General features: G+C 55.9%; 16 protein-coding genes. 9 read left to right on the forward strand and 7 right to left on the reverse strand.

The window, feature by feature from the left end:
- Positions 1-2: 2 nt before the first annotated feature.
- The 4 genes from SBG41_RS03415 to SBG41_RS03430 form a co-directional block, all read right to left on the reverse strand.
- The gene (locus SBG41_RS03415) at positions 3-584 is read right to left on the reverse strand and encodes a DUF86 domain-containing protein (protein ID WP_317896147.1); all 582 of its coding nucleotides are present in this window, start codon (positions 582-584) and stop codon (positions 3-5) included.
- A 78-nt stretch (positions 585-662) separates the two neighbouring features.
- Entirely contained in the window at positions 663-1,343 is a 681-nt protein-coding gene (locus SBG41_RS03420; protein ID WP_317896148.1) for an HAD family hydrolase, read from the reverse strand.
- A 199-nt stretch (positions 1,344-1,542) separates the two neighbouring features.
- A complete protein-coding gene (locus SBG41_RS03425) occupies positions 1,543-2,154 on the reverse strand; it encodes a ParB N-terminal domain-containing protein (protein ID WP_317896149.1) in 612 nt (203 codons plus the stop codon).
- Positions 2,155-2,163: 9 nt separating this feature from the next.
- Entirely contained in the window at positions 2,164-3,528 is a 1,365-nt protein-coding gene (locus SBG41_RS03430) for a TrpB-like pyridoxal phosphate-dependent enzyme (RefSeq protein ID WP_317896150.1), read from the reverse strand.
- Between SBG41_RS03430 and SBG41_RS03435 the strand changes: the two genes are divergently transcribed.
- Positions 3,528-4,988 (forward strand): ATP-binding protein, encoded by a 1,461-nt coding sequence (locus SBG41_RS03435; protein WP_317896151.1) that lies wholly within the window; start codon positions 3,528-3,530, stop codon positions 4,986-4,988. The two genes, SBG41_RS03430 and SBG41_RS03435, sit on opposite strands and share 1 nt — an antisense overlap.
- A gap of 5 nt (positions 4,989-4,993) precedes the next feature.
- On the opposite strand, the gene SBG41_RS03440 is transcribed toward SBG41_RS03435, so the two are convergent.
- Together SBG41_RS03440 and SBG41_RS03445 are read right to left on the reverse strand one after the other, a co-directional pair.
- Positions 4,994-5,548, reverse strand: coding sequence for an NUDIX hydrolase (locus SBG41_RS03440; protein ID WP_317896152.1), 555 nt, complete (start codon positions 5,546-5,548; stop codon positions 4,994-4,996).
- 149 nt (positions 5,549-5,697) lie between these two features.
- Entirely contained in the window at positions 5,698-6,237 is a 540-nt protein-coding gene (locus SBG41_RS03445) for a hypothetical protein (RefSeq protein WP_317896153.1), read from the reverse strand.
- A gap of 234 nt (positions 6,238-6,471) precedes the next feature.
- Between SBG41_RS03445 and SBG41_RS03450 the strand changes: the two genes are divergently transcribed.
- Both SBG41_RS03450 and SBG41_RS03455 read left to right on the forward strand, forming a co-directional pair.
- Entirely contained in the window at positions 6,472-6,807 is a 336-nt protein-coding gene (locus SBG41_RS03450; protein WP_317896489.1) for a roadblock/LC7 domain-containing protein, read from the forward strand.
- A 28-nt stretch (positions 6,808-6,835) separates the two neighbouring features.
- The gene (locus tag SBG41_RS03455) at positions 6,836-7,576 is read left to right on the forward strand and encodes a hypothetical protein (protein WP_317896154.1); all 741 of its coding nucleotides are present in this window, start codon (positions 6,836-6,838) and stop codon (positions 7,574-7,576) included.
- A gap of 48 nt (positions 7,577-7,624) precedes the next feature.
- Here SBG41_RS03455 and SBG41_RS03460 read toward each other — a convergent pair whose 3' ends face one another.
- Positions 7,625-8,410, reverse strand: a complete 786-nt coding sequence (locus tag SBG41_RS03460) for a zinc ribbon domain-containing protein (RefSeq protein ID WP_317896155.1) — start codon at positions 8,408-8,410, stop codon at positions 7,625-7,627.
- 71 nt (positions 8,411-8,481) lie between these two features.
- Here SBG41_RS03460 and SBG41_RS03465 point away from each other — a divergent pair, with 71 nt between their 5' ends.
- The 6 genes from SBG41_RS03465 to SBG41_RS03490 all read left to right on the forward strand — a co-directional run bounded on the left by SBG41_RS03465 (position 8,482) and on the right by SBG41_RS03490 (position 14,014).
- The gene (locus SBG41_RS03465; protein WP_317896156.1) at positions 8,482-9,078 is read left to right on the forward strand and encodes a hypothetical protein; all 597 of its coding nucleotides are present in this window, start codon (positions 8,482-8,484) and stop codon (positions 9,076-9,078) included.
- Positions 9,079-9,158: 80 nt separating this feature from the next.
- Positions 9,159-9,707, forward strand: a complete 549-nt coding sequence (locus SBG41_RS03470) for a hypothetical protein (protein WP_317896157.1) — start codon at positions 9,159-9,161, stop codon at positions 9,705-9,707.
- A 249-nt stretch (positions 9,708-9,956) separates the two neighbouring features.
- Positions 9,957-11,066 carry an ABC transporter substrate-binding protein gene (locus tag SBG41_RS03475; protein ID WP_317896158.1) on the forward strand — a complete coding sequence of 370 codons (1,110 nt, stop codon included), beginning with the start codon at positions 9,957-9,959 and terminating at the stop codon, positions 11,064-11,066.
- A 21-nt stretch (positions 11,067-11,087) separates the two neighbouring features.
- On the forward strand, positions 11,088-12,056 hold the full coding sequence (locus SBG41_RS03480; RefSeq protein WP_317896159.1) for a FecCD family ABC transporter permease: 969 nt from the start codon (positions 11,088-11,090) through the stop codon (positions 12,054-12,056).
- Positions 12,053-12,850, forward strand: coding sequence for an ABC transporter ATP-binding protein (locus SBG41_RS03485; RefSeq protein WP_317896160.1), 798 nt, complete (start codon positions 12,053-12,055; stop codon positions 12,848-12,850). The genes SBG41_RS03480 and SBG41_RS03485 overlap by 4 nt, the downstream gene beginning before the upstream one ends.
- 129 nt (positions 12,851-12,979) lie before the next feature.
- Positions 12,980-14,014, forward strand: a complete 1,035-nt coding sequence (locus SBG41_RS03490) for an NAD(P)/FAD-dependent oxidoreductase (RefSeq protein WP_317896161.1) — start codon at positions 12,980-12,982, stop codon at positions 14,012-14,014.
- Positions 14,015-14,028 lie beyond the last annotated feature (14 nt).

Genomic DNA, 14,028 nt, shown 5'->3' on the forward strand with positions numbered 1-14,028 from the left:
TTCTAGTACTGCCTGTATTTTTTCCCTATCTCCAGGGCGCTCCGGGGCTTCTTGCCCAGCTTTACGGCTACGTCAACGTCGTTGCCACAGCCTTTTCGCGCAAGAGAACCAAATACTAGGATGTAGCGTGCCCCTATCTCCTCGCCGATTTTCCTGAGCTTTTCAGCTACCTCATTGAGGCATGGATCGTTCTGTGCTACTTTCTCAAGTCGTTGCAACAGGTATGGGGTTTTCTCAGCTATTTCTATAAAAGCTTGGTGCTCTAAGTCTTCTCTGAGCTCGGCGTACATGTGTACCAGTATGTTGCGGAAGCCTGCCAGTCCCACCAAGAAGTCTTCTAGGTCCTTGTTGAGCTTAAGCCTCCGTGCTAGCCATGCTGCGGCTTCGCGATAGGTTCCTGGCTTTTCTCCGGCCTCGCGCACGGCTAGTACTGCAGCAAAATCAAGTACTGTTCGTGCTATTAGCTGGGCGAGCCTCTCAACAGCATATACGCGTTCCTGCCCGGCCTCATAGTCCTTTAGCGCATCCACGAATTCATAATAATAAGTTTTCATGAGTCCTAAGAGTCTTTCTAGTACTGCCACGCCTGGACCCGTATTTCACTAGGTTATTGCTGGGAGCTAGAAGTTGTTCTGCCTCGTAGATGATATGATGTCTTGGAGCTAGGAGTTCACTATTTTGCCGAGTATGGTAGGGACTTGGGTTATATCGTTTGCAACGTAGTCTGCTATCGGTGATGGTGGTGTGTTTCTTGCTATGTGGATTGTCTTTATGCCTAGGTTCTTGGCTCCCCATATGTCTTCGTAGCCTCGGTCGCCTATGTGGATTGCCTCGCCTGGCTTTGCGTCTACGAGGCTTAGCGCGTAGATGAATATTCTTGGGTCGGGCTTCCTTACGCCTACGAGCCTGCTGGTCACCACGGCGTCGACGTGGTCTAGGAAGCCGTGGAGGCGTAGAGCCTCCTCTATGGCCTCCTGGGAGGAGGCGTTCGAGACGATGACTACTCGGTCCGTGAGCCTTCTAATCTCTCTTAGCGCGTCCAGGGCGCCGGGGATCGGCTTGAGGCTGGCTGCGAGGATGCGTACAAGGTCGCGATAGGTTTTGCGGGCCTCCTCTGGCCTTACGACTCTCTTCCTGCTCCGCGAGACATAGTAGTAGGCGACTGCCTCCAAGCTGGTCTCACAGATATCGGCGTAGCGGAAACCGTAGCCGTGGTAAACATCAAGGTAGCTTAGAGGGGCATCTATGCCGAGCGAGCTAGCCAGTTCCCTGCTGAGCCCCTCGCTACCCTCCTCAATCATCAACGTGCCTCCAAGGTCTAGGAGGACTGCTCTTAGCCGCAATACTTGCCGCCGCGCAGATTCTCTTCAGTGAGGACCCATTTATCTAGAAGCCCCGGGGGCCGGCGACGAGGAGTTATAAGCTGTGGTTAATCGCCGCCGGATGCTCCACAGGGAAGAGAGACACACGGTAGGGACTGGGTGCGTCAAAAATGCTTGTTAGGCGGTGCCCCGTACCCCCCTTTATTGTCGCCGCCATCGTCTAGAATAGGTTCTTGAGCCTTGTGGGTGCGACGAGCTTTTTGAGGCTCGTGACGTGTATTGTCGTCTTTATGGGGTATTGTTCGCTCCTTGCCGCCGCGCCTAGTATCTCTGCTGGCGAGGGGGGCTCTGCTATTGCCCTTATCTTGTAGGCTTTGTCGCCGCGGCCTAGTGCCTGGTTCTCTAGCCTTGCTAGCGCATGGTGTAGGAGCACCTTGTCCCTGTGGAGCACTAGTTTGAGCCCAGCGTGTCTTAGCTCTAGGCGGGCGCTGCCCCGCGGGACGCTCTTTTCTAGTAGCTCTGCGAGGAACAAGAGCGCTTCTTCTGCGCTGTCTGCGCGTACCGTCAGCGTCCTCGTGGGCGGGTTTACCGCCTCTATGTCCTCACCGTACCTGGCTAGTACTACTGGCGCCCGGGTCGCGCCTAGTAAGCGGAGCGCCGTGTAGCGGTGATGCCCGTCGATAATGGTGAGCGTCTTCTCCTCAACTATTATCGGTCTCAGTACTTGCCCCGCCGCGGCGATGCTGTGGGCTATTCGCTGTGCGTGGTGCTTGTCGGCTTTTTCGTGTACTCGTAGCTCCCGGATCGGCAGTAGGAGTATCCTTGGCTCCACAATAGGCGGTCAGCCCTCCACCTTCGGCAGGTACGATAGGTCGAAGCTCTCCGGCTCGGTATCCTCGAGCCTGCCTGCCAGGTAGTCCTCGTAGCCCTTGAGGTCTAGTAGGCCGTGGCCGCTCAGGTTGAACACTATGATGCGCTTCTCGTTCTTCTTCTTAGCCTCCCTAGCAAGGTCTATCACTGCTTTGACTGCATGGGCGCTCTCTGGCGCCGGGACGATGCCCTCTGCCTGGGCGAAGAACCTAGCTGCCTCGAACACCTCTGTCTGCTTATACGCTACTGGCTTCACGACGCCGTGGTTGAGCAGTATGCTGAGCGTTGGCGCTACGCCGTGGTAGCGTAAGCCCCCGGCGTGTATCGGTGGCGGTATGAAGCGGTGGCCAAGAGTATGCATCTTTATCAGAGGCGTTAGCCCGGCCGTGTCGCCGTAGTCGTATGCGTAGACGCCCTTAGTCATCGAGGGCGCTGCCTTGGGCTCGACAGCTATCACCTCTGCGTCTAGCTTGCCGCGGAGCTTCTCCTTTATGAACGGGTAAGTGAAGCCTCCGAAGTTGCTCCCACCACCGACTGCGCCGACCAGGTGTGTCGGGGGCTCTTCTCCCAGCAGCTCCAACTGCTTCATGGCCTCTTGTCCAATAACGGTCTGGTGTAGGAGCACTGCGTTGAGCACTGAGCCCAGCGAGTACTTCGTGTTGGGGTTTGTAAGGGCGTCCTCGATTGCCTCGCTTATGGCTATTCCGAGGCTGCCCGGGTTATCAGGGTCCTCCTCCAGTATCTTCCTGCCGACGCTGGTCAGCTTGCTCGGGCTCGGGACCACTTCTGCGCCGTAGATCTGCATCAGTACGCGGCGGTAGGGCTTCTGCTCATAGCTGACGCGCACCATGTAGACGCGGACCTTTATCCCGAAGAGCGCGCCTGCTAGGGCTAGTGCGCTTCCCCACTGCCCTGCACCAGTCTCCGTGGTTAGCCTCTCAATGCCCTCCTGGGACGCCATATAGGCCTGTGCTATGGCCGTGTTAGCCTTGTGGGAGCCCGTCGGGATAACCCCCTCGTACTTGTAGTATATCTTGGCTGGCGTGCCTAGTCTCTCCTCAAGCCTCCTAGCCCTTAGGAGGGGAGTCGGCCTACCGATCTCAAGGTATGCTTGCCGGACGGGCTCGGGTATGGCTATGTAGCGCTCCATGCTAGTCTCTTGGCGTACCAGCTCTTTGGGGAAGACTGCTTCAAGCTCCTCGGGCTTCACTATGGAGCCGTCTGGTTTGCGTGGAGGAGGAACAGGCTCCGGGAGATCTGGCACAATGTTGTACCAATGCTTTGGCACAATCTCCTCTACTTGTGGGGCACGGAGTTTTATGGGGTCTATCGCCATTGGCGCATCGGCTACACCAAGCAACAACCCCTGCGACGACTGTTCTATTTAAACCTTTCCCTTACAAGTGGCTCCAAAAACAAACGCTCCCTCTATACGGGAGAGTGCTTAAGAAGCAGCTCTTCTCTTCAGAATATTCTGGGTGGAATATTCTGGCGGGAATAATTCTTTGGAGGAGGGAGTTCCTTGGGCTCCGGAGATTTCTCCGTAGCGGGTCGTGGCTCCTCCTGTATGGGAGGAGAAAGACTGGCAAGTCGTTTATGACGAGGCTGCTCGCCGAGTGGAGTATATACTCCATTGTGGCGAGAGACAGCACGATAGTTTTTGAGGAAAGGGGGAGCGAGCCCAGGCTCTTGAGCATAGAGGAGGCAATTAGAGCGATAGCTGGGCGTCTGCGAAGAGGAGATGTAGTGGTTATTGACGAGTTTCAAAGGCTTCCGGAATCGCTGTGGGAAATGCTTGCCTCGATACATCCAAACGGGCAGCTTATCTTGGTTGCCTCGAGCCTTGGTGTTGTTGAGCGGGTATTCTCGAGGCATAGTCCCCTCTTGGGGCTAGCGGCTCCATGGCGCATAGACTTGCTCCATCTAAGCGACGTAGTAGTATCGCTCCTGCCGAGGCTCAGCGCCAGGGAGGCTGTTCTTTGGGCTCTACTGCTCAGAGAGCCGTGGCTTACATCGATGCCCGGCGTATTGGGCGAAGCACCCTGGGATTGGATAACCAGTAATGCACGGCTGCTCTATAGTGTTGCCTCGGGCCTAGTAGGCGAGGTCTTCACCGAGGAGGAGAGGAAGCTGACAAGGCTATACGATGCTGTTCTCCGCCTCTTGGGTGACGGGGTCTGGGACTCCAAGTCATTGGCAGCGTTGCTTTATCAGCGCGGCCTCATAGAGTCTCCAAGTCCCTCGACCGTGACGGGGGTACTGGACAAGCTCGCCTCAATGGGCCTGGTGACGAAGACGAGGCTGTGGATGACCAGGGGCAAGCGCATATACTATAGGCACTCATCACCCCTCCTAGCAATAGTCTATGGCCTCGCCGAGAGCCACGCTGTGGACGAGTACCCGGTGCCTCCGGGCACTATGCGCGACACAGTACTAGCGCTCTATGCACGTGAACTCCAATTCTCGCTAGCAGAGATGCTCGCCGAGTACCATGACGGGGTACCGGCCTACACTATACTGCCCCAAGGCGAGGGAGACGTAGACATAGTTGTCCTGGATAAGCGGGCAAGGTACGCGATTGCAGCCTACGAGGTAAAAATGGGTACATGTAGCCGAAGCGACCTCATAGCCGCGTACGAGAGGGCTAGAAAAATCGGTGCAGCCCTTGCTGGCGCAGTATGCCTCTCCGGCGCAGACGCGGCCCCGCCGCCAGGTCTGAGAATACTGGAACCCGAAGATGTAGCCGAGGTGGCAGAACAGTTAGCGCGTAGGGCCTCGAAAAAAGCTGCGCAATAAACCTGCTAACCATGTAGCGGCTTATTCGCGGCATCAGTGTGAAACAGCTTGTAGAACGTGATGGCTATTATTGTCTTCGCGTCCTTTATCTCGCCGCTCCTTATCATCTCGAGTGCCTTGGGGAGAGGCACCCACATGGTCTCTATTAGCTCGTCGTGCTCCGGCCTAGCGCCGACAAACCTGAGGCTGCGCGCGAGATAGATGTGTATGTGCTCGGTCGAGGTGCCCGGCGAGGGGTATATCGTGGTCATGTAGACTAGTTCCCCTGGCTCGTACCCGGTTTCCTCGATGAGCTCCCTCCTAGCAGTCTCCTCCGGCTCCTCCCCCTCCTCCATAGTCCCCGCAGGTGCCTCAATGAGCCACTCGCCAACAACCGGGCGGAACTGCTTCTCGAGCAGCAACTCCCCCTTCTCGTTGACTGGTAGAACAACCACCGCGCCACCGTGGAGGAGAGCGTCAAACGCGACCTCGCGGCCGCCTATGCGTGCAATGATTTGGCCAAAAACCATTCTACGGCCACGGCAGAGGACACGTCTCCCAACGATCTCGGGCCCGGCCAAGACAGCCTCTACCTCCCCGAGCCGAGAAGCAAAACGCTGGAAATAGTACAATATCTCTACTCTCGGATAACCCGCGTACCAATGCTAGGCGTGCTTCCCTAAGCCTAGGGCAGCAAGTCGCGAGGCAGCACAGTTATCGGGAATATTCTTCACTTCTTTAGCCGGAAGACCGTCTTGCAGTAGCCCTTCTCCTTGCTAAGTATGCTTACTCTTCCGCCTTCGCGCCTCTTTAAGATCTCGAGCTCAATGCCGTGTAGCTTGGCGAGCTCCGCGACGAGGTATGGGAATGGGCATAGGGTGCCCGGTATCTCGGCTAAGCCGACACCCTTTGGGCAGTAGCGGCACTTGTTCCCCAGCACTATGAGCGAGACCTTGTCCTCACCTTCCCGGACTACTTTTACCTCATCGCTTATTGATAGAGCCTCGTTGAGCGTCGTAACTATCTCGTCGAGCACTTGGACAGGGTCGTTACCGCTGGACTGCGGAAACTTGTACCCAAGGCCTTCTAGGTAGAGCTTGAGCCTAGGCGCGACATAGCGCGCGAACATGCTCATAGCGCCCTGGTTTAGGACGCCAGTATACGCCCCGGCAGCCAAGTATAGGGCAAAGAATGCGTGTTGTGGCGTAATCTTCCTCTCATTAATATTTCTAATCAACGCCTCCATAGTATCATTACTTGCACTATTCATTAATACATCCCTAACTATGATAACTGCACGAATTATGATTAATATATCTAGGGCCTCTCCCCTACAGCAAAAAACACTACAATTGGGGCTTTGAGGCGCCGGCGACGTGGTCCAAGGATTCAGGTTTTCAGGTTTAAGGACAAATACTTTAAACTCTATTACCTCTCCTGGTAACGTGGATAAAGTAGTAGAATATGGAGGTGAGCAGCTCTGTCATCCCCATTACGCTCGGTAATATCTGAGTTCACGCGAATACAAGGCGTAAACGGCGCGGCAGTGATAAGCAAGGACGGATTCGTAATAGATGCGGTTATCCCGGGAGGCGAGGAAATAGACCCAGACGCACTAGCCGCGATGATAATCACGGTCTATGGTGCATCTGAGCGAGTAGGCTCCGAGCTAAAGCTCGGAAACCTAGACATGGTTATGCTTGAATTCGCGAACAACTATGTACTCCTCGAGGACCTGGGCGATGCAGTATTCACAGTAATAGCTGACAAGAGGGCATACCTCGGAAGAATACGCTACGAGATGAAAAAGCAGAAGGAAAGGATAAAGGCAGCATTATAGCCTCGCAGGCCCAGAGGGCACATAGGTAATGCTGTTCCTCAGCCGCGGCCGCACGCTGAGATTCCACGAGTTTTTTAATGAGGCTCCTCGCACGGTTCTAGAGAAATATATGGAGACGGGTTTCACTGGGCGCATACAGATAAATACACCGGATTACTATGTCGAGATAGAGCTTCTTGACGGAAAACCGGTCGCGATAATTGCGCGAGAACAGGGCACTGGCTCCATAATGAAGGGCAAAGACGCGCTAAAGATCCTAGGAAGAGTACTTGATTCTAAAGAGGGGTTCGCAGAGATAGTTGAGCTCAGTAAGGAAAACATTGGAATAGATCTTGAATCAGAGCCGGAGGCAGCCATAGATCAGAGTGAGCTTAGAAAAATGCTCGGCACGGAGAAGGAGGCCGAGCAAGCACCGGAAACACTAGTGCAACCAGTCGGCGAGATCAAGATAAGCGAGCAAATGCTTGCAATGCTGAGAACCCTGCTAAAGGACGTGGGTACCTTAGTAAAGATGATACTCAGGTCGGAGGAGACGCGTACATTTGAAAACACCTCCATAGCGGAGGCGCTGGGTAACACCTTAGCCAATATGAGCCCTGATCACCTTGTCTATGCTAACTGTAGGCTTGATGACGGCTTAGTTATAAACATACTTTGCGATACAAGTGGGTGCGCAATGCTGACTGCCGATGGAAAAACTGTGGATGCGAGCACCCTTGTGAGCAAGAGAGGAAGATGCAAACTCTACATTACTCCAAGGATCTTCTAAAAGCGGTAAATAGTTCGGCGAAACCCGTGGTACAACAAGTTCGGCTCCTTATAGCCTCCTTGCGAGTCCGAGGATATAGCTTATAGCTATCGGGACTATGCCTGCTATTGTTGACTCAAGCATGGGTAGCTTGAATCCATAGACTAGTATGAAGTATATTGCTGCGCCGAGGCTTGCAACACTAACACCAATCTTTGGAGGTATTGGACGCAGAGGCTTCTCCTCAGCTCTAGCCCTCTCTTCGCTAGGCGCCGTGGCTGCAACTTCGACTGTTTCAGGCTTCTCTACTACTTCGAGCCTGTTCTCAACAAGCCTTAACGAGGTGCCGCAATTAGGGCAGGTCTTGAGCGATAGGTCTGCGCCGCAGAAGGGGCAAGAAGCTATGCCGAAGGGTACTCTGCGGCCGCATCTCGGACAAGTCTGCGTGAACACCTCTACGTTTGCGCCGCATTTCGGGCACCGCAGCGGTGTGCCGTTGATTATACGGCTCAGAGGCTCTATGAGCGAGCTAATGGCGCGCGGGTCGCCTAGGGCTGCAAGAGTGTAGCCGCCACCTATGTTTGCGATCAGGAGGGCTCTATCCATGTGAGAGGCAACAATTATGGAGGGCTTGGCGTTCAAGGCGCGGCTTGGAGGAGCCTCTAGGTAGCTGACGGAGAGTGAGGCCAGCTCCTCTGCATACAGCTCCAGCTCCGGGTTCTTTGCCTCAACATTATAGACCAGGCCCTCATGCGCAGCCACAACGATGTCCACGCCATCAACGCCCGCGGCGAGGGCCGTAGCAGCCGTGAGCTTAGCCTCCGGGCTCTCAAGCACAGCTTCAGTACTCGCCAATGCCGGTTCCCAGTGAAACACCATACACTATTTAGGGGGTAAAACGTTTCCCTCTCTGCACCCAAGGGTGTATGGCAGCTCTGCTCCAACCCCATCCAGGCATAGACGCTCTTCACGATATAAAACTATATAGGCATCTATACACCTTAACAGATCCCGAGAGGTGGGACTTCCTGAAGAGAAGAGTCCTCCTCTACACTATAGGTATTGCAGCAGTAGCTATCTTCGTTGTCACGATCTTAGCGGCTTCAAGCAAGTCTGCCGCCTCCAGCATAGGTATAAAGATCGCTGTGACTGAGCCACCTAGGCTAACCACAATTACTCATCCGATTGGGAGGCAGAACGTAACCGTGTGGATGCTCGGATTCGACGCTATTATTGATGGGAGCAGGCTTGCTCATCCAGCACCAATAGAGGGTGTTGATGTCTACGTGAAGGTGGCGCTAGGCAATAACAGTACTATGTGGCTTAGGGCGGAGAAGGGTATCATCGGCGGCATAGAGTACATGTGGTACGGTGACAGCATAGTCGTGCCCGGTGAAGAGGCGAGGCTCCACGTATCGGTATATACGCCGGAGGACGAGAAGCCCTTAGCCGTCATAGTTACTGTTCACCTAGAGGGCTACGGCACCGTTTACAGCAACGTGGCCAAACTCGCCTCCCGCTGAACAAGTAATCGCGACTGGTCTTCGAGAGTAGTATGAATAAGGGGGTTGCCCCTCCTTATTTTCCAAGGGGCTGTAGTGGGTTGGCAAGAGAGGTCCTAGTGCCCTTTAATCTTGCTAGGCTGGGAGACCGCGTAGTAGGGATCGACGCGTTCTTCTGGCCGTTCCTAGAGAAGCGTTTCCGAACAGTCCTCCTAGTCCACCCCATCAGCTATGTCGAGGGAGTTAGGGGTAATGGTTGTAGGCTTGAGCCACGCGTAAGCATCTCTGAGCAGCTCGGCGAGCTAGAGGAGATTGCTGGGCGGAAGCCAGCCAGGCCGAAGACCCCCAAGATAAGCCTTGGCGCTAGACTTGCATGGCTCTTCCTGCCGTTCTCCATGATTAAGCACATGTTCGAAGAGGAGGCCAAAGGGTTGGAGATCACCGAGGAGATGCAGGCAGTAGGCCTAGCCAAGGAGCTGAAGAAGCTGGAGCCGGTGGGCGGTATAAGTTACGCAGTGTTCAAGTTCACGGAGGATGACTTATTGTTGCCAGTGCAAGAGAATATGAGGAGGATATACAGCGAGCTAGCCAAGCGTGACCCAGGATACCGGGAGGCATGTAAGGCCGCAAAAATGATCTGTAAGCCATAGTCTTAGAGAACAGTTGGCTCGGGCCCATAACGCTTGTCCCCGGGAAAGTGATGGGGCTCGGCGTCGCCGGCGTCTTCACTGAGCCTTTCCAGGGTTCTCCGCTTTGCTACATTTCCTCATAGCCCGTGTTTCCTCTAGTCTCGCAACCGGCGTGTAGTAAAGGGTTTCCATGCCGCTCCCTTATTGCTGAAGAAGAGTTTTATCCTGGACCCCGGGGCCAGCTTCTAAGCGTTACTTGGTGACCGGGTTATGCGTGGCCAGGTCCTCGCCGCAACACTAGCCATACTGTTCCTCATCGTCGGTATTGTAGCCGGCTACTATATTGGCAAAGGCTCTACCAGAACCGTTACCGTTACAAGCCCCGTCACGCTCACAGCATCTAAGACCCTTACCGAGACAAGCACGATCGAGAAGACAGCAACGACGACGCTGGTGAAGAAGGAGACGCGTACACTTACCAGGGTAGTGCTCGTGGATGCTCTGGGCCGCAAAGTTGTCCTCGAGAAGCCCGCGGCTAGGGTAGTGAGCCTAGCGCCATCGATAACCGAGGATGTGTGCTCGCTCGGGCTCTGCGACCGCTTGGTCGGCGTAGACGACTTCTCTAAGACTGTGAAGGGGTTGCCGAAGAACGTTGTCACTGTTGGGGGCTACTGGCAGCCTAGCACAGAGAAGGTGGTGGCCTTGAAGCCTGACCTGGTTCTAGCCTGTAGCGGGGTGCCCTCGCAGGAGAGGATGGCCAAGCAGCTAGAGGGTATGGGTGTCAAGGTGTTCTTCCTCCGCTGTAGCAGGGCCAAGAGCCTGGACGACATCTACTGGGACCTATCAGCGATAGCATCGCTGCTCGGTAAGCCGGAGGCAGCAGACAAGGTCATCAAGGAGATGCAGCAACGGGTAGCCGAGCTGGAGAAGGCATTAGCAAACACTACTAGGCCGAGCGTAGCCCTCGTAGTCTACTTGGAGAAGAACGGGGCATGGGTTGCTGGCGGCGGGACGTTCCAGGACACACTGATAACGCTTGCTGGCGGGAGCAACGCGTTCCACAGCCTCTACGGCTGGCAAGTGGTCGGGTTCGAAGACATGCTTGCCAAGAACCCCGACTACGTGATAGTTGCCGGTATGTCTCCGAGCGACTATAACAAGACACTTGAGTTCTTCAAGACCACGCCGCTAAAAGAGCTCAAAGCATACCGTGAGGGACACATATGCGTCCTCTACGGGAAGGCGACGGATAGGATCAACCGCCCCTCGCCGGGAATAGTTGATGCAGCCTACTTGCTGGCCTCGATACTCCACCCGGGCAAGGTGGAGCCGCCAAGCAGCCTAGCAGACTCCTATAAGTGTACAGAGAGCCAGGGCTAGGACCGTGGGGCGCCAAAAGCCTTGAGGACGAGCATCGCATGGGCTGTGCTGGTTTTTTCCCTAGGCATCCTCCTCTTGGCCGGGCTCGTGATCGGGCCTCTCGGCTTCTCGCCTCCAAGAGAGCTGGCTAGGACCGTGCTAGAGCTTAGGCTGGCCCGCACCCTCCTAGCAGTCCTCGTGGGCTCTGTTCTCGGTCTCTCCGGGCTCCTAATCCAGTACAGCGTCTCGAACCCCCTGGCCTCCCCAGATATCCTCGGCGTGCTACAGGGCGCCTACGTGGCCTCGATGCTCGTCGTCATAGTTTACCGTGGTTCTCCTCCCCTTGGCGCCTCCCTTGCCTCTGGGTTTCTTGGAGGCCTTGCTGCCTACGGGCTGAGCATCCTCATAGCGTCTCGCACCGGGTTTACGAGGACGGGGCTCGTGCTGGCAGGCATAGCTGTGGCCAGCATGCTTGCCGGGGCCTCTAGCCTCCTAACGGTGCTCGCCGAGGCCTTGGCCGGTGTCAGTGCGGCACTAATGCTTCTCGGCACCTTCGCGTACGCGACGTGGGACTCGGTGACGGTGTCGTTTATGGGGCTCGTCCTGGGGCTCGCGGCCTCGCTCGCGCTTGCGCGTGGCCTGGATGCCCTCTCCTACGGGGACGAGATCGCCGCCGACCTCGGCTATAGGCCTGGAGCTGTGCGCCTCGCCGCCTCCGGGGTGGCGGCCCTGCTGAGCGCGGTATCGGTCTACGCTGCCGGGATAGTGTACTTCGTGGCCCTCATGGCTCCCAATGCTGCGCGGCTCCTCATGGGCGGCCACCCCTCTAGAGCTATTCCAGCAACCCTGCTCATAGGCGCGTTGATAGGTCTGGGGGCAGACGTGGCTTCTCGGCTAATAGCGCTTGCAGCTGGTACTGGCGAGGTGCCTGGAGGCCTCTTGACGACCATTGTGGGGGGCGCGTTTCTCGCATACATGGTTATCCGTAGCGGTGCTGGTGCGGAGCAATGAGCTTGATGCGCCTCGTCTCCGTCAGCGCCGGGTACGGCGAAACCATCGTCATCCGGGATGTCAGCTTCTCGGCGGAGCCTGGTGAGCTACTAGTAGTGCTTGGCCCGAACGGCGCAGGGAAGACCACGCTTCTAAGAACAATAGCGGGGCTCCATAAGCCGCTGAGCGGGAGGGTATTGCTCAGAGGCACCGATGTCTACGAGATGAGTTCCCGCGACAGAGCAGTACACATAGCTTATGTTCCCCCGGCGCTGCCCAGCCCGGGGCTCGGCCAGAGCGTCGCAGAGTTCGTCGCGGCAGGCCTCTACCCGGCTAGGAGCGGGCTAGCCCTGGGCCCGAGTAGAGAGGACCTAGAGAAGGCGGAGAAGCTTCTCGGAAAGCTGGGTATTGGCGGCCTCGCCTCTCGCCCCCTCTACGCTACTAGTAGTGGTGAGAGGCAGAGAGCCCAGCTGGCTCACGCGCTTATCCGTGACCCCGAGGTACTTGTTGTCGATGAGCCTACGAGCTTCCAGGACATGTATGGACGTGTGCTCGTGTACAGTGTTCTGAGAGAGTACGCGAAGAGCGGCAGACTAGTCATAGTTGCAACACACGACATGGTTCTGGCGGCGCTCTATGCTACTAGGATCCTGCTCTTGGACAAAGGCAGGGTAGTGGATGAGGGAGGTCCTGGAGAAGTGTTGGCCAGGGATGTCTTGGAGAGAGTGTTCGGCGTGGAGGTAGCCTTTGCAGAGGTCGATGGAAGAAGAATACCTGTCCCTATAGCGCCCAGGGCGTGGAGAAGCTCAAGGTAAACCAGGGCCTGGCTCGCTGTCTTGGCGGGTTTTCTCGGCGCGTCGGCTCAAACTAGCAATGTTAACGTATGTGTAAAAATATAATAGCGTAATAGCTTAGGACAATGAGATTCGGGGGTGAAGAGCAGCTTGGCGGATGAAGTGGAGAAGCATGAAGCAATAATTATTGGCGCGGGTATGGCCGGCCTTACCGCTGCACTCTACCTCGCCAGGCAGGGAGTCGATGTATTGGTTATTAGCGCGGACCTCGGCGGCCAGCTCATGCAGGCAACTGTTATCGAGAACTACCCCGGCATAGAGGCGGTGAAGGGTGTTGATCTTGCTCAGCGCGTTGAGAAGCAGGCTAGGACGTTTGGCGCGAAGTTCCGCTACGGCGAAGTAATCACCAAGATAGACAGGCTGGAGGACGGCACGTTTCTACTCGAGAGCAACCGTGGCAAGAGATACCAGGCTGAGACAGTTATTCTCGCAATAGGCAAGCTGCCCAAGCGAATGGGCATCCCGGGTGAGGACGAGTACGATGGGCGCGGTATAAGCTACTGTACTATCTGTGACGGGCCGCTCTACGCTGGCAAGAGGACAGTAGTGGTCGGTGTCGGGGACCAGGGGTTGGAGGCTGTTGCGCTCCTAGCAGGGCTAGCGAAGAAGGTCTACTACGTAACTCCGACAAGGCTCTTCGGCGACCCAGACCTAGTTGCAAGGGTTAAGGCAGCGCCAGTGGTCGAGATTCTTGAGAACCACGAGCCCGTTAGGGTAGAGGGCGACGGGATGAGGGTCACAACTCTGGTAGTGAGGGATAAGAAGACTGGTGAGGAAAAGCGCCTTGAGGTAGACGGCGTCTTCGTAGAACTGGGCTATGTGGCCAAGACGGACTTCGTCAAGCACCTAGTAGACTTGAACGAGAACGGCGAAATAATGGTCGACTGTACCACCCAGGCAACGAAGACACCAGGCCTCTTCGCGGCGGGGGACGTGACGCAGATACCATTCAAGCAGGCCGTGATCTCGGCAGGCGACGGCGCAAAGGCAGCACTCTCAGCGTTCAACTACCTGCAGAAGAGAAGGGGTAAAAACGTCGAAATAAGGGGAGACTGGAGGAAGACCGGCAAAGTCAAGCCAAAGACCTCTATGAGGCTAGGCCTGCCCAAGAGGAAAAGCAAGTAACTAGATAACTTCAA

This window comes from Pyrofollis japonicus (assembly GCF_033097485.1).
In the GTDB taxonomy this organism is placed as follows: Archaea; Thermoproteota; Thermoprotei_A; order Sulfolobales; family Pyrodictiaceae; genus Pyrofollis; species Pyrofollis japonicus.